The sequence below is a fragment of the Aeromonas sp. MaB10011B genome (genome assembly GCF_017939325.1).
Lineage (GTDB): Bacteria > Pseudomonadota > Gammaproteobacteria > Enterobacterales > Aeromonadaceae > Aeromonas > Aeromonas caviae.
The window spans coordinates 1-15,269 of the sequence record NZ_JAGKRK010000023.1 but is presented as its reverse complement, the minus strand read 5'-3'; the positions used below and the strand labels follow the sequence as shown (position 1 = coordinate 15,269).

The 15,269-nt window shown below is 63.7% G+C and carries 24 protein-coding genes; all 24 read left to right on the top strand.

All coding sequences use genetic code 11. The annotated features are described in order from the left end of the window. The first annotated feature begins 2 nt into the window (after positions 1-2). Positions 3-785 (top strand): phage terminase small subunit, encoded by a 783-nt coding sequence (gene gpM, locus J9893_RS08835; RefSeq protein ID WP_210599999.1) that lies wholly within the window; start codon positions 3-5, stop codon positions 783-785. Between the two features lie 99 nt (positions 786-884). Beyond that, entirely contained in the window at positions 885-1,355 is a 471-nt protein-coding gene (locus J9893_RS08830; RefSeq protein ID WP_210599998.1) for a head completion/stabilization protein, read from the top strand. Next, positions 1,355-1,558 carry a tail protein X gene (locus J9893_RS08825; protein WP_010672984.1) on the top strand — a complete coding sequence of 68 codons (204 nt, stop codon included), beginning with the start codon at positions 1,355-1,357 and terminating at the stop codon, positions 1,556-1,558. The genes J9893_RS08830 and J9893_RS08825 overlap by 1 nt, the downstream gene beginning before the upstream one ends. Positions 1,559-1,575: 17 nt before the next feature. Continuing rightward, the gene (locus tag J9893_RS08820; RefSeq protein WP_210599997.1) at positions 1,576-1,806 is read left to right on the top strand and encodes a TraR/DksA C4-type zinc finger protein; all 231 of its coding nucleotides are present in this window, start codon (positions 1,576-1,578) and stop codon (positions 1,804-1,806) included. 9 nt (positions 1,807-1,815) lie between these two features. Next, positions 1,816-2,178, top strand: a complete 363-nt coding sequence (locus tag J9893_RS08815) for a putative holin (RefSeq protein WP_210599996.1) — start codon at positions 1,816-1,818, stop codon at positions 2,176-2,178. A gap of 1 nt (position 2,179) precedes the next feature. Beyond that, on the top strand, positions 2,180-2,488 hold the full coding sequence (locus J9893_RS08810; protein WP_210599995.1) for a phage holin family protein: 309 nt from the start codon (positions 2,180-2,182) through the stop codon (positions 2,486-2,488). Beyond that, positions 2,485-3,306, top strand: a complete 822-nt coding sequence (locus tag J9893_RS08805) for an N-acetylmuramidase family protein (RefSeq protein WP_210599994.1) — start codon at positions 2,485-2,487, stop codon at positions 3,304-3,306. The genes J9893_RS08810 and J9893_RS08805 overlap by 4 nt, the downstream gene beginning before the upstream one ends. Then, the gene (locus J9893_RS08800; protein WP_210599993.1) at positions 3,296-3,769 is read left to right on the top strand and encodes a phage lysis regulatory protein LysB; all 474 of its coding nucleotides are present in this window, start codon (positions 3,296-3,298) and stop codon (positions 3,767-3,769) included. Before J9893_RS08805 ends, J9893_RS08800 begins: the two co-directional genes overlap by 11 nt. Beyond that, entirely contained in the window at positions 3,663-3,890 is a 228-nt protein-coding gene (gene lysC, locus J9893_RS21625; protein WP_246875533.1) for an Rz1-like lysis system protein LysC, read from the top strand. The genes J9893_RS08800 and lysC overlap by 107 nt, the downstream gene beginning before the upstream one ends. Further along, a complete protein-coding gene (locus J9893_RS08795; RefSeq protein ID WP_210599992.1) occupies positions 3,865-4,344 on the top strand; it encodes a phage tail protein in 480 nt (159 codons plus the stop codon). The genes lysC and J9893_RS08795 overlap by 26 nt, the downstream gene beginning before the upstream one ends. After that, on the top strand, positions 4,317-4,775 hold the full coding sequence (locus J9893_RS08790; protein WP_210599991.1) for a phage virion morphogenesis protein: 459 nt from the start codon (positions 4,317-4,319) through the stop codon (positions 4,773-4,775). Before J9893_RS08795 ends, J9893_RS08790 begins: the two co-directional genes overlap by 28 nt. Positions 4,776-4,837: 62 nt before the next feature. Then, positions 4,838-5,404, top strand: a complete 567-nt coding sequence (locus tag J9893_RS08785) for a phage baseplate assembly protein V (protein ID WP_210599990.1) — start codon at positions 4,838-4,840, stop codon at positions 5,402-5,404. Continuing rightward, positions 5,401-5,760 carry a GPW/gp25 family protein gene (locus tag J9893_RS08780; RefSeq protein ID WP_210599989.1) on the top strand — a complete coding sequence of 120 codons (360 nt, stop codon included), beginning with the start codon at positions 5,401-5,403 and terminating at the stop codon, positions 5,758-5,760. The genes J9893_RS08785 and J9893_RS08780 overlap by 4 nt, the downstream gene beginning before the upstream one ends. Continuing rightward, complete coding sequence (locus J9893_RS08775; protein ID WP_210599988.1) at positions 5,757-6,599, top strand: baseplate J/gp47 family protein; 843 nt, start codon at positions 5,757-5,759, stop codon at positions 6,597-6,599. Before J9893_RS08780 ends, J9893_RS08775 begins: the two co-directional genes overlap by 4 nt. Beyond that, the gene (locus tag J9893_RS08770) at positions 6,592-7,596 is read left to right on the top strand and encodes a phage tail protein I (RefSeq protein ID WP_210599987.1); all 1,005 of its coding nucleotides are present in this window, start codon (positions 6,592-6,594) and stop codon (positions 7,594-7,596) included. The genes J9893_RS08775 and J9893_RS08770 overlap by 8 nt, the downstream gene beginning before the upstream one ends. Next, complete coding sequence (locus J9893_RS08765; protein ID WP_210599986.1) at positions 7,593-8,030, top strand: hypothetical protein; 438 nt, start codon at positions 7,593-7,595, stop codon at positions 8,028-8,030. Before J9893_RS08770 ends, J9893_RS08765 begins: the two co-directional genes overlap by 4 nt. Before the next feature lie 9 nt (positions 8,031-8,039). Beyond that, the gene (locus J9893_RS08760) at positions 8,040-8,933 is read left to right on the top strand and encodes a hypothetical protein (protein ID WP_210599985.1); all 894 of its coding nucleotides are present in this window, start codon (positions 8,040-8,042) and stop codon (positions 8,931-8,933) included. A gap of 2 nt (positions 8,934-8,935) precedes the next feature. Then, positions 8,936-9,241: a hypothetical protein gene (locus J9893_RS08755; RefSeq protein ID WP_182787818.1), complete on the top strand. Its 306-nt coding sequence runs from the start codon at positions 8,936-8,938 to the stop codon at positions 9,239-9,241. Between the two features lie 10 nt (positions 9,242-9,251). Beyond that, positions 9,252-10,355, top strand: a complete 1,104-nt coding sequence (locus J9893_RS08750; protein WP_210599984.1) for an SUMF1/EgtB/PvdO family nonheme iron enzyme — start codon at positions 9,252-9,254, stop codon at positions 10,353-10,355. A gap of 186 nt (positions 10,356-10,541) precedes the next feature. Further along, positions 10,542-11,720: a phage tail sheath protein gene (locus J9893_RS08745; RefSeq protein WP_210599983.1), complete on the top strand. Its 1,179-nt coding sequence runs from the start codon at positions 10,542-10,544 to the stop codon at positions 11,718-11,720. 12 nt (positions 11,721-11,732) lie between these two features. Next, entirely contained in the window at positions 11,733-12,248 is a 516-nt protein-coding gene (locus tag J9893_RS08740) for a phage major tail tube protein (RefSeq protein WP_210599982.1), read from the top strand. A gap of 63 nt (positions 12,249-12,311) precedes the next feature. After that, positions 12,312-12,596 carry a phage tail assembly protein gene (locus J9893_RS08735; protein ID WP_161646704.1) on the top strand — a complete coding sequence of 95 codons (285 nt, stop codon included), beginning with the start codon at positions 12,312-12,314 and terminating at the stop codon, positions 12,594-12,596. An 8-nt stretch (positions 12,597-12,604) separates the two neighbouring features. After that, on the top strand, positions 12,605-12,736 hold the full coding sequence (locus J9893_RS08730) for a GpE family phage tail protein (RefSeq protein ID WP_010672967.1): 132 nt from the start codon (positions 12,605-12,607) through the stop codon (positions 12,734-12,736). After that, on the top strand, positions 12,733-15,269 hold a 2,537-nt coding region (locus J9893_RS08725; RefSeq protein WP_210621915.1), incomplete at its 3' end, for a phage tail tape measure protein. The genes J9893_RS08730 and J9893_RS08725, both read left to right, overlap by 4 nt.

Genomic DNA, 15,269 nt, shown 5'->3' with positions numbered 1-15,269 from the left:
ACATGACATCACCTGCCCGTCGCAACCGCGAACGCAAATTGGCCGCCCTGCAAGGGTCGGCCAATCCCCAGTTCGACCAGATGCGCGCCAACGCCTACGAGCTGCAGCTGATGCAGCTGGCCGAACACCGCCGCACCCTCAAGAGCATCCAGAGCATCGAGCGCAAGATCGACGCCAAGCGCACCATGCTGCCGGTCTACAAGCCGTGGATTGATGGCCTGCTGGCCGCTGACCGGGGAGGTCAAGATGACGTACTCGTCACCATCATGCTCTGGACCCTCGACACCGGCGATCTGACTGGGGCACTGCCCATGGCCGACTACGTGATCCGCCACGGCCTGAGCACCCCCGATCGCTACGAGCGCACCGCCGCCACCCTGATTGCCGAAGAAGTGGCCGACACCGGCATCAAGCTGCAAGAAGCAGGCGCAGGCGCAGGCCCAAGCCTCGGCCTGTTATGCGCTTACCTCGAGCTCCTGACCCACTGCGACATCTTCGACCAGGTACGCGCCAAGTTGCACAAGGCCGTGGGCCGCGCAGCACTGGCCGAAGGCTTCAAGGAGCAAGCCGCCGAGCACTATCAACGCGCCATCGAACTGCACGACAAGGTGGGCATCAAGAAAGAGCTCGAAGTGCTGGAGCGGGAAATCAAGAAGCAAAAAGCCGCAGAGCTGCCAGTCGCCAGCGACGTAAGCGCCGCCTCTGTTACGGCACCGGCCAATGCCGAGGCCAGCCAAGAGCAAGCCACCGAACAGCAAGGCCCCGCCCCCGGCGAGGCCAGCTAACCGAGCGAACCCCGCACCCTGGGCGGCTCGGGCCTGACGCATGCCAACGGCATACCAGACGGCCCGACCACCGCCCAACCAACGGGGGAAGGAGCAGCCATGACCTCAGGATTCATCCCCACCAACCCGCCACCCACCAACGAGGGCGAGATCAGCAGCGCCCCGTTCTGGCCGGTCATCAAGCTGGCCGACCTGCGCGCTATCATGCGCACCGATGGCACCATCACCACCGAACGGCTGCGCCATGCGGTGATCGACGCCATCGCTGCCGTCAACAGCGACCTGAGCGGCTGGGCCATCAACCGCCAGGGCGACGGTTACACCGCACTGGCCGACGTGCCAGCAGAGAGCATCGCCACCGAACCGGTACTGGTGCACTGGTATCGCCGCGCCGTCTACAGCATGGCCCGCGCCAACCTCTACGAGCGTTACCTCGACAGCGCCGCCACCGCCGACGCCGTCAAAGACGCCGAGCCGCGCAACCTCACCGCCGACGATCTCTACCGCGACGCCCGCTTTGCCATTCGAGACATCCTCGGCACCACCCACACCACGGTCGAGCTCATCTGATGCAGTTACGCGCCCAACAGGGGGAAACCCTCGACCTCATCATCAACCGGCACTACGGCTACACCGCGGGCATCACCGAACAGGTGCTGACGCTCAACCCTCGGCTGGCAGAACTGGGGCCCATCCTGCCGATGGGGACCCTTATCACCCTGCCAGATGCCCCCACCCAGGCCGAAGCGCCCCTGATCCAGCTATGGGACTGACCCATGAGAGCACTGACATGAGCCGCCTCGACGACGAACTTGAACGACAGGCCGAGATCAGCGAGCTGCAACTCGCAGCCCGCATCCATGCCGCCCGCATTGCGGGCACCGGCCCCCACTACTGCATCGACTGCGACGAACCGATCCCGCAGGAGCGCAGAGAAGCGATCCGGGGCTGCGAACGCTGCACCGACTGCCAAACCATCCATGAGTTTCAAACCGCCCGCCACTACGGCGGCAACCGATAGGAGAGCACGATGCCAGAACCGATTTCCTCCAGTGCAGCGACCAGCACTCTGAGCGCCCTGACACTGCTGTCACTCTTCCCCGGCGTCGATCCCGGCGTCCTGCTCGGGGCGTTCGCTGGGGCGGTGGTGTTCATCGCCACCACCGCCGAGCTCGGCAACCTGCGTAAGGCGGGCCTGTTCATTGCCGCCTTCGTGGCGGGGGCTCTGGCTGCGCCACTGGTTGCCGCCATGTTGGCCACCGTCCTGCCGCTCAGCGTCGAAGTGCCCAAAGCCGTCGGCGCCCTGCTCGCCTCGGCGCTGGCCGTCCACCTGCTGCAGTGGGCCTTGCGCAAAGCGCCAGAAGACCTGCTCAAACTCCGCAAAGGGGGCTGACATGCTGACCATCCTCTACGCCATGATCTGCGCCGCCATCGCCATCCGACTGGCCACCTTCAACCGTAACGGGGGCGACTATCGCCCCCTCCCTGCCATGCTGGCGTGGCTGCTCACCGTCGCCGCCGGCTCAGTGCCGCTGCGCGCCCTGCTCGGTGTGCTGCCTGTACCTGACCCCGCCGCCGTGTTGTTGGCAGCCATGGTGCTCACCGCCCTGATCGGTTCCCGCGGATCCGTCATGCGCCTGCTGCCAAGGCGCCGTCAACACCCCACCACAGCCAGCCACCTGAACGGGAGGTTTCAACCATGACCCTCAGAAAAGGCGCCATCGGCGCACCGGTGACCGAACTGCAGCAACTGTTGGCGCGCGCAGGCTACCCGGTCGAGCCGGATGGCTGGTTTGGCGGTGCCACCGAACAGGCCGTGCTCGCCTTCCAGCGCGATCACCTGATTGTCGCCATCGGGCAGGCAGGGCCCCGCACCCTGGCCGCCCTGCGCGGGGCCGCCATCGGCAACCAGCTCACCCTCACCGATCTGCAGCACGCCGCTGAACGGCTCGGCGTCGAGCTAGCCAAACTCGCCGCCTTCGCCCAGGTCGAGGCCGCCGGTGAAGGGTTCGACGACTGCCAGCGCCCGCGCCTGCTGTTCGAGCGCCATGTGTTCTTCAAGCAACTGGCCAAACACCAGGGGGAAGCCGAAGCCAACCGCCTCGCGGGCCTGTATCCGGCCCTGTGCAACACCAAGCGCGGCGGCTACCAGGGTGGCCCGGCCGAATGGGCCCGCCTGCAAACCGCCATGACCCTGCACCGAGCCGCCGCCATCGAGGCTGCCAGTTGGGGCATGTTCCAGGTGATGGGCTATCACTGGCAGGCGCTGGGCTACGCCTCGGCAGATGACTGGCTGGCGGCCATGCAGCGCAGCGAAACTGAGCACCTGCGCGCCGTGGTCGGTTTTATCGAGCAAGATACAGTGCTGCACAAGGCGCTCAAGGCGGGTAAGTGGACCGATGTGGCGCGCCGCTACAACGGCCCCGCCTACAAAGAAAACCGCTACGACACCAAGATGGCCGAGGCATACGACCACTTTGCCAAGGTCTATCCGATGCAGGAGGTGGCAGGTGCTGCTTAATCTGATGCGATCCCCCCTCACCTGGTTGCTGCTGGCCCTGGCCGTCGCCCTGGGCGGCTGGGGCTGGTCCGCCACCTCAGCCGCCACGGCCAAAGGCCAGGTCACCACACTGCAAAGCGACCTCAAGGCCGCCGGCGACCGGGCCAAAGAAGCAGAGCGGCGGGAACAGCTCAAAGATACCGCCATCACGACCCTCACCACAGAACTGACGGCCCAAGCGGAGGCCGCCCAGCAGTTACAGGGGCAGCTCGACCAGCTGGCCCTGACCGCCGCCACCCGCGCCGATACCATCAAGAGGCTCAAACGTGAAAATGCAGAACTCAAGGACTGGGCAGCTCGCCCTCTGCCTGCTGCTGTTGTCGGGCTGCTCCAGCGCCCCGCCCTCACCGGCGCCGCAGATTATCTGGCTCACCTGTCCCACCCCGGCACCCTGCCAGCTGCCGCCAGCGGATCCGGCCAATAACGGCGACCTGCTCGACATGCTGACCACCACCGAATCTGCCTGGGCCACCTGCGCCGCCCGGGTCGATGCCGTGATCCAGTGCCACCGGAGGAACCATGCTCAAACCAGCCGCCATCCGTGACGTGATTGCCCGCTGCGTCCCGCAACTGGCGCAGAATCCCGAAGGGCTGATCCTCACCGTGGGCGATGGCCGCATCGTCGCCACCGGCGCTCGTTCGCTCTCGTTCGAGTGGCAATACCCGCTTTCCATCGGTGTCATCGACTTTGCTGGCCACCCGGCTCAGCTGGTCGTGCCGCTGCTGGCGTGGCTGCGCCAACACCAGCCCGAGCTGTTCACCAACCCGGATAAGCGGGAAAACGCCATCAAGGTCGAGTCGGAGCTGCTGGCCGGGGATCTCTACGACCTGCTGATCACCGTCCAGCTCACCGAACGGGTTATCGTCACCAAAACGGAAGAGGGGATCGGCTGGGAGCACGTACCGGAGCCGCCAGAAGACCCCTACGACGGCATCACCTGGGAACTCTTTATCAACGGGGAGCACCAACCATGGCCGCCGACGCCCTCCAACAACTAGGCCAGCAAGCCGCCGCCCTGCTGGGCCAGCTCTCAGCCAGCGAACGGCGCAAGTTGGCCGCCGACCTTGCCCGCACCATGCGGGCCACCCAGGCTGACCGCATTCGCGCCAACAAACAGCCGGATGGCTCCGTCATGACTCCGCGCAAGCCGCAGCCCAAGCTGCGCGGCCGCAAAGGCGCCACCCGCCGCAGGATGTTCACCAAGCTGGTCAAGCCGGCATGGCTCAAGGCCACCGCCACCGCCAGCGAGGCCACCGTGGCATTCACCGGCAGCGCCAACCGGCTCGCCACGGTTCACCACTTCGGCCTGCGCGACAAAATCAGGGGCAAACCCGTGCAATACCCGGAACGCCAGCTGATCGGCATCACCGACGCCGACATCGACCGCATTGAAGACGCCCTGCTCAAACACCTCACCGCCTCGTTGTAAAACCGCCGTTTACAACGCCAGCCGATAGCAAAGGGGGGCTGTGCCAAAACACACTCCCCCACATGAGCGCAAACCTGATCGACCTACTCCGCAAAATCGACGACCTGATCCGCATCGGCACCGTGACCGAGGTGCGATCCGGTGAATGCCGCGTCGACACCAAGGGCAACCACACCGACTGGCGGCCCTATCTGGTACTGCGCGCCGGTCGCACCCGCCGCCGCATGCGCCCGAGTGTCGGTGAACAGGTGATCCTGTTTAGCCTGGGCGGCGACCTGCGCAACGCTTTTGTGTTGGCAGGCATCTACCAGGACGCGCACCCCGAGCCGCTGGCCGACGATGACAACGGCGATCTCGACCGCATCGAATACCCCGATGGCGCGGTCATCGAGTACAACCCGGCCACCGGCGCCCTCACCGCCACCGGCATCAACACCGCCAGCCTCACCGCCAGCGTCACCGTCAAGCTCATCACCCCCCTGGTGGAATGCACCCAGGCGCTCAAGGTCGGGAGCACCATCACCGCCGGCGGCAAGATCACCGCCCACACCGCCAACATCGGCGGCATTGAAGTCACCACCCACAAACACCCCCTGCCGGGTGGCGGCACCTCCGGAGGCCCGCAATGAACTGGCAGGGCATGAATGCCGACAACGGTCGCACCCTCAGCGAGACCGCCCACATCCTGCAATCGGTGCGCAACATCCTCACCACCCCGATCGGTACCCGCGTGATGCGCCGCGACTACGGCAGCGAGATATTCAGCCTCATCGACCAGCCCCAGCACGGCGCCACCCGCCTGCGCCTGATGGCCGCCACCGTGCACGCCCTCACCCTCTGGGAGCCGCGCATTCGCATCACTAAGGTCGAGATTGGCGCCCCTGAACTGGGCGGCGGCTGTGCGATCACCCTCACCTGGCGCCGCACCGACAACGGCCTGCTCGAATCCGGCACCGTCCAGCTACCGACCGGAGCAACCTCATGACCATCAATCTGTCGACGCTGCCTGCCCCGAAAGCGGTCGAAGAACTCGACTTCGAAACCATCCTGGCCGAGCAAAAGGCCTGGGTGGTTAACCAGTGGCCGCACCTCGCACCGGCGCTCGAACTCGAATCGGAACCAATGACAGTGCTACTGCAAGCATGGTCATATCGCGAGCTGGTCTGGCGCGCCCGCCTCAATGACGCCCTGAAAGCCAGCATGCTGGCGTGGGCGCAAGGGGATGACTTGCTCAACCTCGCCGCCTTCTTCGACCTCGAAAAAGCAGAAGGGGAGACCGATGACCAACTGCGCGCCAGGTGCACTTTATCCCTGCGCGCCATGTCAACGGCGGGGCCAGAAGACTCATACCGCTATCACGCCATTGCCGCCGATCCGGCCGCCATCAAAGATGCCGATGCGCATAATGGCGGAGCGGGAGTCGTGACTGTGGCGGTGCTGGCCCGCGCAGGCAATGGCACCCCGCCTGCTGCACTGCTGGAGAAAGTGCGCGCCAGGCTCAACCACAAAACAATCCGCCCGCTAACCGACACCGTCAGCGTTATCCCGGCGCACATTGTGCCAGTGGTTATCGACTATCAAATCATCTTGCCTGGCCTGCCAGATGACGAACACAGCCTGAACGTCGCCCGCCAGCGGCTGGCAGACTACTGCGCAACCACCAATGTCATTGGCGGCACCATCACCATCGCAGACATCTACGCCAGCCTGAAAAACGCCGGGATCAGCAACGTCATCCTGCGCAGCCCGACCGCCGACATCACCACCAACCGCGAATCGGCCCCCTATGTCAGCAGCATCCGTGAGGAGGTGGCGTATGCCTAACCTGCTGCCCCCCTCTGCGACCGAGCTATCGCGCACCCTCGACCAACTGGCAGAACGGCGGCTGGATCAACCGCTGCCGCACCGCCATAGCTGGAACCCGTGGCACTGCCGTGCCGATCTGCTCGGCCCGCTGGCATGGGGATTGGGTGTCGATAACTGGGATAACCTGATGACCGAGCAGGCGCGCCGCCAAGCCTGCGCCGATGCCATCCATATCCATCGCCTGCGCGGTACCGTTGACAGCGTCGAGCGCGCCATTCGCACCGCTGGCTATGAAAATATCGAGATCGAAGAGGGGCTGCCGCCGGTCACGCACAACGGCCAGCAGTTGCGCAACGGCCACGAACTCTATGGCTCTGGCGGTCGCTGGGCCATGTACCGCGCCAACGTCAACGTGGGCGACCACGGCACCATCAGCGCGGCAGGCAACCGCCGCTTGCGCCGCATCCTGGAAAAAACCGCCCCCGCCCGCTGCCAACTGGTCGGCCTGCGCTTTAGCGATGACACCAGCGATCGTATCACCACCGTAGAACGGGTCACCGAACAGGCCGCCATCACCAGCGGCGAAGTGCTGCCGTGGGGTCGCCGCCGTGACGGCGCCATCAATCGCGATCAAGCCATCGTCTTACACCATCAGGGTGCTATCGCCCGCGCTGGCGCCCAGCGCCGCAATGGTGGCCTCATCACCGGTGAAACCCGCGCCAACCAGTGGGATGCCCTCAGCCTGACCATGGGCGTCAGCCATCAGGACACCTGCCGGGTCTCCCCGCTGCGCACCGGCACCCATCACCGCTACGGCCTGCACCGTGGCGCAGGGAGCCAAGTGGCTGATGATGGCCTGCTGGCACTCACCTTTACCCGCACCTTGCGCCGTAATGGCAGGGCGCACCACCGCTGCACTACCCACAGTGGCCAACTGCTGCGCGCTGGCGCTCATCGCCATCACCCGGGCATCACCCGCAGCGGTCCATCCATCACCACCGAGGTCACACCATGAATATCGCCGAACAGATCGCCCTGCGTGGTGAACTGTCCATCACCTTGCACCGTGCCGGGCAGCCGCCGCAAACCATCACCGATCACAACATGATCATGACTGCCGCCAAAAGCGCGCTGGCGCGCCTGATTGCGGGCCAGGGCAGCGGCAAAAACATCAACCGCATTGCCTTTGGCACCAATGGCGTGGGCCCAACGCCCAACGACCAAACCATCAGCGGTGCATACACCAAAGCAGTCACCGCCATCACCTTTCCTGCAGAGGGGCAAGTGCGCTTCGCCTTCACCCTGGGCGAGAGCGAAGCCAACGGCCTCAATATCCGTGAGCTAGGGCTGCTCTGCGCGGACGAAACCCTATTCGCCCGCAAAGTGCGCGGGCTGATTGAAAAAACCAGTGATCTATCCATCACCGGGTCCTGGACCATCATTTTTTAAGGAGCCACCATGGCAAATCTGCAAGAGAGCGAAGTGTGGGTAGAGGGCATCTACCAACTCGAAACCACCGACCCCGTGATGGGCGGCCCTGACGGCGTCGACAACGTCCAGGCCAAACAGCTGGGCAGCCGCACCAAGTTTCTGAAAAAGCGCCAGGATTCTCTGATCCAGCGCGTCGATGATCTGGAAGAGACCACCGATCAAGAGCTGATGGCCGCCATGGGGCAAGAGATTGTGCGCGGCATGGAACAAGCTGCACTTGCCTTCTCGGAAATTGAGAAAACCAAGAAGTTTCGCAACCAGACCGGTCAGGTTCGCTTCGTCAACCGTGGCACCCGCCGTGGCTGCACCGTCACCAAATCGACCACCGCCACCCGCAACCTCACCTTTGAAGAAGGTGAACTGTTCGCCAAAGGTCGGGTTTACTTTTTGCCGCAGCGCATCAACGGCGCCGCTGTGCCCAGCAACAACACCGCAGCGCCAGCCACCTGCGTCGCCTTTGCTCGCATCACCGCCAACGGCATCGAGCTGGATGTGTCCAACCTCGGCGCCGATGCCCCGGCAGACGCCATCCCGCTCTATCGCATCAGCGTACCAGCGGGCAACAACTCGGGCAGCGATCAGTACCTCGCCAACGTCACCCTCACCGACGTGCGCCGTATCGAACCATATTACCCGCTGATGCTGGCAAGCCCACCCGCAGCCTTGGTGCTCTGGCCATTCCCGTTCCCGGTCGGGGATCTGGGCTGGCAGCTCGCCATCGACATGGTCAGCAGCTCAGGCGATGCCGCCGCGCACCATGTGCTGGTCAGCGAACGGGCCAGCAATGGCGCCCGCCTGACGCTGGCCCACTACGCCGACGATGTCATCGTCAAATACAGCCTCACCAATAACGGAGTATGACCATGCAAATTCTTCTGCTGGGCGCTGGCCCGCACCACGATATCGCCGTCAGCGGCAACCTCATTACCATCGGCGGGCTGACGGTCGACTGTCAGGCGCAGCAACGCCAGGAACAGACCACCATCAGCCTCTATCAGACCGACAGCGGCATCAGCACATCCGGCCCGGGCGCATTCGTGGCAACCGTGGTGATCCCACCGCAGCAGTGGCCTGCCGCCAATGAACAACCGAACGAAGACCAGCCAGCCGCCAGCCAGCCGCTGCCGCTCAACCCCGACACCGTCACCCTGACCCTCTGGCCAAAGTAAGGAGCCACCCATGATTTTTGTAAAAGACAGCCTGCGCGCCGCAGTAGAAGCCGCCAGCGGCGGCACCGTCACAGTGCTCTACACCGCCAAGGGGCAACCGACCTATATGCACATCATCCCGCGCTTTAATCTGCAGGACATTGACCCGGCGCTGGGCAACGGCACCCACCCGGCATTCATCGTCAACGGCGTTGAAAAGTCCGAACTGTTTATCGGTCAGCACACCGGCTGCCTGCGTGATGGTGAGCTGCTGTCGCTGCCGGGCGTCGAGCCACTGCATTCAGTGACCTTTGACGAGGCGCTGGCCTATAGCTCAGCCTGCGGCCAGGGCTTCCACGCCATGACTCACGCCGAGCAGTCTGCTATTGCACACTGGTGCAAAAAGAATGGCTTTATGCCACGCGGCAACACTGCCTACGGGCGCAGCTCAGACGCACCATTTGAAACCGCCCGCCGCGCCGACGGCGGCGCGCCAGGCGAAAACTCTGGCAATCCGCGCACCCTGACCGGCTCAGGCCCGGTCAGCTGGCGTCACAACAACAACCCCAACGGCATCGCCGACCTCTGCGGCAACGTCTGGGAGTGGCGCGGCGGCCTGCGCACTGTGGACGGCGAAATCCAGGTGCTGGCCAACAACAACGCCGCCGACAGCAAAAACAGCCAGACCAAAGCATCATCAGCATGGCGCGCCATCTCGGCCAGCACCGGCGAACTTGTAGCACCAGGCAGCGCCGGCACGCTGAAATACGACGCATCAGCAGCCGGCACCACCACTGACCATGGCGCACCAGTGCTATCTGATGCGGTCAGCAATCGCAACGGCGACGCGGGCAGCGACGAACACACTCCAGGACACACCGCCGAGGCATTTGAAAAAATCACCAGCAAGGCGGGATTGATAGTGCCAAGCATTGCCAAAGCGCTGTCGCTGTTCCCGCTCGACGCCAGCCACGGCGGCGACGTGCTCTACGTGCGCAACTACGGCGAGCGCCTCGCCCTCTCCGGCGGCCGCTGGGACAACGGCGCCGCTGCTGGCGTGTTCGCGCTCGACCTGGTCAGCGCTCGGTCGTCTCGGTACGCGAACATTGGGGCTCGCCCGGCCTTTGTGCTGTAACCTATCAGCTAACCAACACCCCGCCCTGTGCGGGGTGCTTCACATCGCACCGCTGTATCTCGTCACCATGCCGCTGTTGTAAAACCGCCCTATACAACGCCGCCCGCTCGCCTGTCGTGTGCTCCGCCTGCATCCTGACCCTGCTCACAATGATCACCTCCGTCCGGACACAGGAGAACCGCCACCATGGCACTCGACAGTTATCATCACGGCGTGCGCGTCGTCGAAGTCAACGAAGGCACCCGCACCATTCGTACCATTGCCACGGCCGTGATCGGCCTGCTTGGTCATGCGGACGATGCCGACGCGGCCACCTTCCCGCTCAACACCCCGGTCATCATCACCGACGTACAAAAAGCCGTTGGCAAAGCCGGCACCCAGGGCACCCTGGCCAAAGCACTGCAGGCCATCGCCGACACCGTCAACACCATCACCATCGTGGTGCGGGTGGCCAAAGGCGCCACCGACGAAGAGACCACCTCCAACGTCATCGGCACAGCGCTGCCGGATGGCAGCTTCACCGGCCTCAAGGCCCTGCAACGGGCCAGCTCCGCCACCGGCGTCACCCCGCGCATCCTCGGCGCGCCGGGGCTCGATACCCTGCCGGTGGCCACCGAACTGGCGGCCGTGGCGGTCAAGCTGCGCGCCTTCACTTACGTTTCAACCTACGGCTGCAACACTCCGACCGAGGCGCTGGCCTACCGCCAGAACTTCGGACAGCGCGAAGTCATGCCGGTGCACGGTGATTTCAAAAAGTGGGATACCACCGCCAATGCCGAGGCCGCCATCTGGGCCACCGCCAAAGCCCTGGCCATGCGCGCCAAGATCGACAAAGAGGTGGGATGGCACAAGACCCTTTCCAACGTCGCCGTCACTGGCGTGGAAGGGGTGACCAAGCAAGTGTTCTGGAGCCTGCAAGACCCCGACACCGACGCGGGCCTGCTCAATGCCAACGATGTCACCTGCCTGATCCAGGCCGAAGGGTTCCGCTTCTGGGGCTCGCGCACCTGCTCGGACGATCCCCTGTTCCAGTTCGAGAACTACACCCGCACCGCTCAGATCTTGGCCGACACCATCGCCGAGGCCCACATGTGGGCGGTCGACAAGCCGATGACCCCCACCCTGGTCAAAGACATCATCGAGGGCATCAAGGCCAAGGGCCGCGAGCTGGTCAGCCTCGGCTACCTCATCGGGTTCGACTGCTGGTACAACGAGGAGGTCAACGACAAAGACACCCTCAAGGCCGGCAAACTCTACATCGACTACGACTACACCCCCGTGCCGCCGCTTGAAAACCTCATGTTCCAGCAGCGCATCACCGACCGTTACCTGGTCGACTTCGCCGCCCGCGTGGCCGCAGCATAAGGATCATCAACCATGGCACTGCCTCGCAAACTCAAGCACCTCAACATGTTCCTCGACGGAGAGAACTGGATCGGCGTCGGCGAAGAGTACACCCCGGCCAAACTCGCCATGAAACTCGAAGCGTATCGCGGCGGCGGCATGCCAGGTGCAGTTCATATCAACATGGGCCTCGACGATGGCGCCCTCGATACCGAGTTCACCTTCGGCGGGTACGAAGCCGCCCTGTTCAAAAAGCAACATCAGGCCAAGATTGACGGCGTCATGCTCCGCTTTGCGGGTTCCTTCCAGCGCGACGACACCGCCCAGGTGTCGGCGGTCGAAATCGTCCAGCGTGGGCGCATCAAAGAGCTGGACGGCGGCACCCTCAAGACCGGCGACAACAGCCAGCAGAAAGCCACCATGGTCAACACCTACTACAAGGTGACCGTCGACGGTGAAGAGCTAGTCGAGATCGACCTCATCAACATGATCTGGAAAGTCGGCGGAGAAGACCTGATGGAAGAACATCGCAAAGCCATCGGCCTCTAATCCACCCCACATCATCCGGGCGGCCATGCCGCCCGTGACCACATACTGACCAAGGAACACACCATGACTCAGAAAACTGTCACCCTAGACAATCCCATCCAGCGCGGCGAGCAGACCATCAGTGACATCGTCGTCCGCAAGCCCATGGCGGGGCAATTGCGCGGCCTCAACATGACCGACATCCTGCAGATGGACGTCAACGCCCTCTCCAAGCTGCTGCCGCGCATCACCAGCCCGGCACTGACCGAGGTGGACATCGGCGCCATGGACCCCGCTGACCTGATGCAACTGGGGCAGGAAGTAGCCGCTTTTTTGTTACCCAAGAAGCTGGCTTACCTCACTGCATAGACGACCTGATGGCAGATCTCGCCATCATCGCCCACTGGCCGCCATCTGAAATGGCGGCCATGGAGCTCGACGAGCTGATGGGCTGGCACCAACGCCTTGTTGAGCGATACAACCAAATCAACGGGGCAGACGAATCATGAGCACCCTCAAGTTACAAATCCTGCTCGGGGCGGTGGACAAACTCACCGCCCCCCTCAAGGCCGTCACCGGCCAAAGCCGCATCACCGCCAAAGACCTCGCCGACACCAAAGCCAAAGTTCGCGATCTGGAAAAACAGAGCGGCCAGGTTGACGGCTATCGCACTCTCGGCAAGCAGATAGGCGCCACCCGGGCAGAGCTGACCCAAGCGCAGCAAACCGCCCAGCGCATGGCCAAAGAACTGGCTGCCACCGCCAACCCCACCAAAGCCATGACCCGTGAACTGGAAAGGGCCAAAGGGGCCGTGCGTGACCTGACCAACAAAGAGCGTGAGATGGTCAGCCGTCACGGCGCCATGAAAGCCGCGATGCAGCAGGCGGGCATCAACACCCGACAGCTGAGCCAGCACCAGCGCCAGCTCAAATCCGATTTGACCGCCACCACCGCCCAGCTCGAACAACAGCGCAGCAAGCTGACCCAGGTCGCCGCTCAGCAAAAACGCATCGCCCAGGTGAAGGCCAACTACGACAAGACGATGGCGATGCGCGGCACCATGGCAGGCTATGGCGCCGCCGGCATGGCCACCGGCGCGGCGGGCCTCTACAAGATCAACTCCATCGCCTCGGTCGGCCTCGACTTCGACGCCCAGATGTCAAAGGTGCAGGCTCTCACCCGCCTGCAGAAGGACAGCGCAGAGCTGGCCATGCTCCGCCAACAAGCGCGGGATCTCGGCGCCTCGACCAGCTTCACCGCCATGGATGCGGCGCAGGCTCAGGGATTCTTGGCAATGTCGGGCTTCAACCCGAAACAGATTAAGGCGGCGATGCCGGACATGCTCGACCTTGCCAAAGCCTCTGGCGTGGGGCTGGACCAGACCGCCGACATCGCCTCTAACATCCTCAGCGCCTTCAAGATGGAAGCGGCCCAGATGGGCAGGGTCAGCGATACGTTGGCGCTCACCATGACCACCTCAAACGTAGACCTCAACATGTTGGCGGAAACCATGAAATACATGGGCCCCATCGCCAACAAGGCAGGCATGAGCCTTGAAGAAGCGGCCGCCGCCGCTGGCTTGCTGGGGAACATCGGTATTCAAGGGTCAAACTCGGGTACCGCCCTACGCGCCATGCTGAACCGGCTGGCTGGGCCGACCAGCAAAGCCGACAAGTTGATGAAAAGTCTGGGAGTGACCACCAAAGACGCCAGCGGCAACATGCTCAACATCGTGGACATCATGGCCCAGGTCGCCAAGCAAACAGAAAAGATGGGCAACGCTGACCAGTTGGCCGCGTACAAAGAGATCTTTGGCGAAGAGGCGGCATCAGGGATGGCCGAGCTCATCGGCCAAGCCGGGGCCGGCGGCTTCGCCAAATATGCCGCCATGATCCGGCAGCAGAGCAAAGGGGTCGCCAAAGAGATGGCAGCCGTGATGGGCGACAACGCCCGCGGCGATCTGGACAACATGACCTCGGCATGGGAAGACCTCAACATCCAGATGCTGGAAACCCAGAACGGGCCACTGCGCGGTCTGATCCAGCAGGTGACCAGCATGACCCAGGCCGCTGGTGCCTGGATGCGAGCTAACCCTGAACTCACCGCCACCCTCACCAAAGTGGCCGCCATCACCGCCGTCACCGCGACCGTGGGCGGTGGTCTGCTGTTGGTGCTGGCCGGCCTGCTGGGCCCCATTGCCGCCATCAAGATGGGTCTGGGCATGATGCTGACCATGGGTGGACCACTGCTGACCCTGCTCAAGGGACTGTCCCTGGGCTTTCTTAAGCTAGGGGTTGCCATCCTCACCACCCCAATCGGCTGGATTATCGCGGGCATTGCTGCCGTCGCCGTCGGCGCTTACCTCATCTACAAGAATTGGGATCAGCTCGGGCCGTGGTTCAAGTCCGCCTGGGAGAAGTGCAAAGCGGCCACCGGTGAATTCTGGGACTACCTGACCACACTGCCATCCCGGGCGCTCAACGCGGGTAAAGCCCTCATAGATGGGCTGATAGGGGGCATCTCGGCCAAATGGGAAGAGCTCAAGGCCAAGGTGAAATCCATCACGGACATCCTGCCGGACTGGATGAAAGGGGGGTCATCAACAAAAGTAGCCGTACAGCACTCATCAACAGCACCAGCCGTACAGGCCAGAAAAGAGGGTGGGTTCGCGGGCTTTTACGATAAGGGAGGTCTGATCCCGGCAGGGAAATGGGGTATCGCTGGGGAAAATGGGCCGGAAGTGGTGAAAGGCCCGGCCAACATCATCAGCCGCCGCCAAACCGCTGCCATGGCGTCAGCAGCCTTGCTGGCCAGTATGCCACTGGCTGCCATGCAGCCGCATCAGGATGCCACCCGCACCATCCGCGAGCAGGTCATGCCTGCTGAACTGCGCCAACCTGTTGAGGCTGCCCGAACAATCCGCGAGCAGGTCATGCCTGCCGAGCTACGCCAGCCTGCAGATACCGTCCGCACCATCCGCGAACAGGTCATGCCTGCCGAGCTGCGCCAGCCCGCAGATACGGCCCGCACCATCCGCGAACA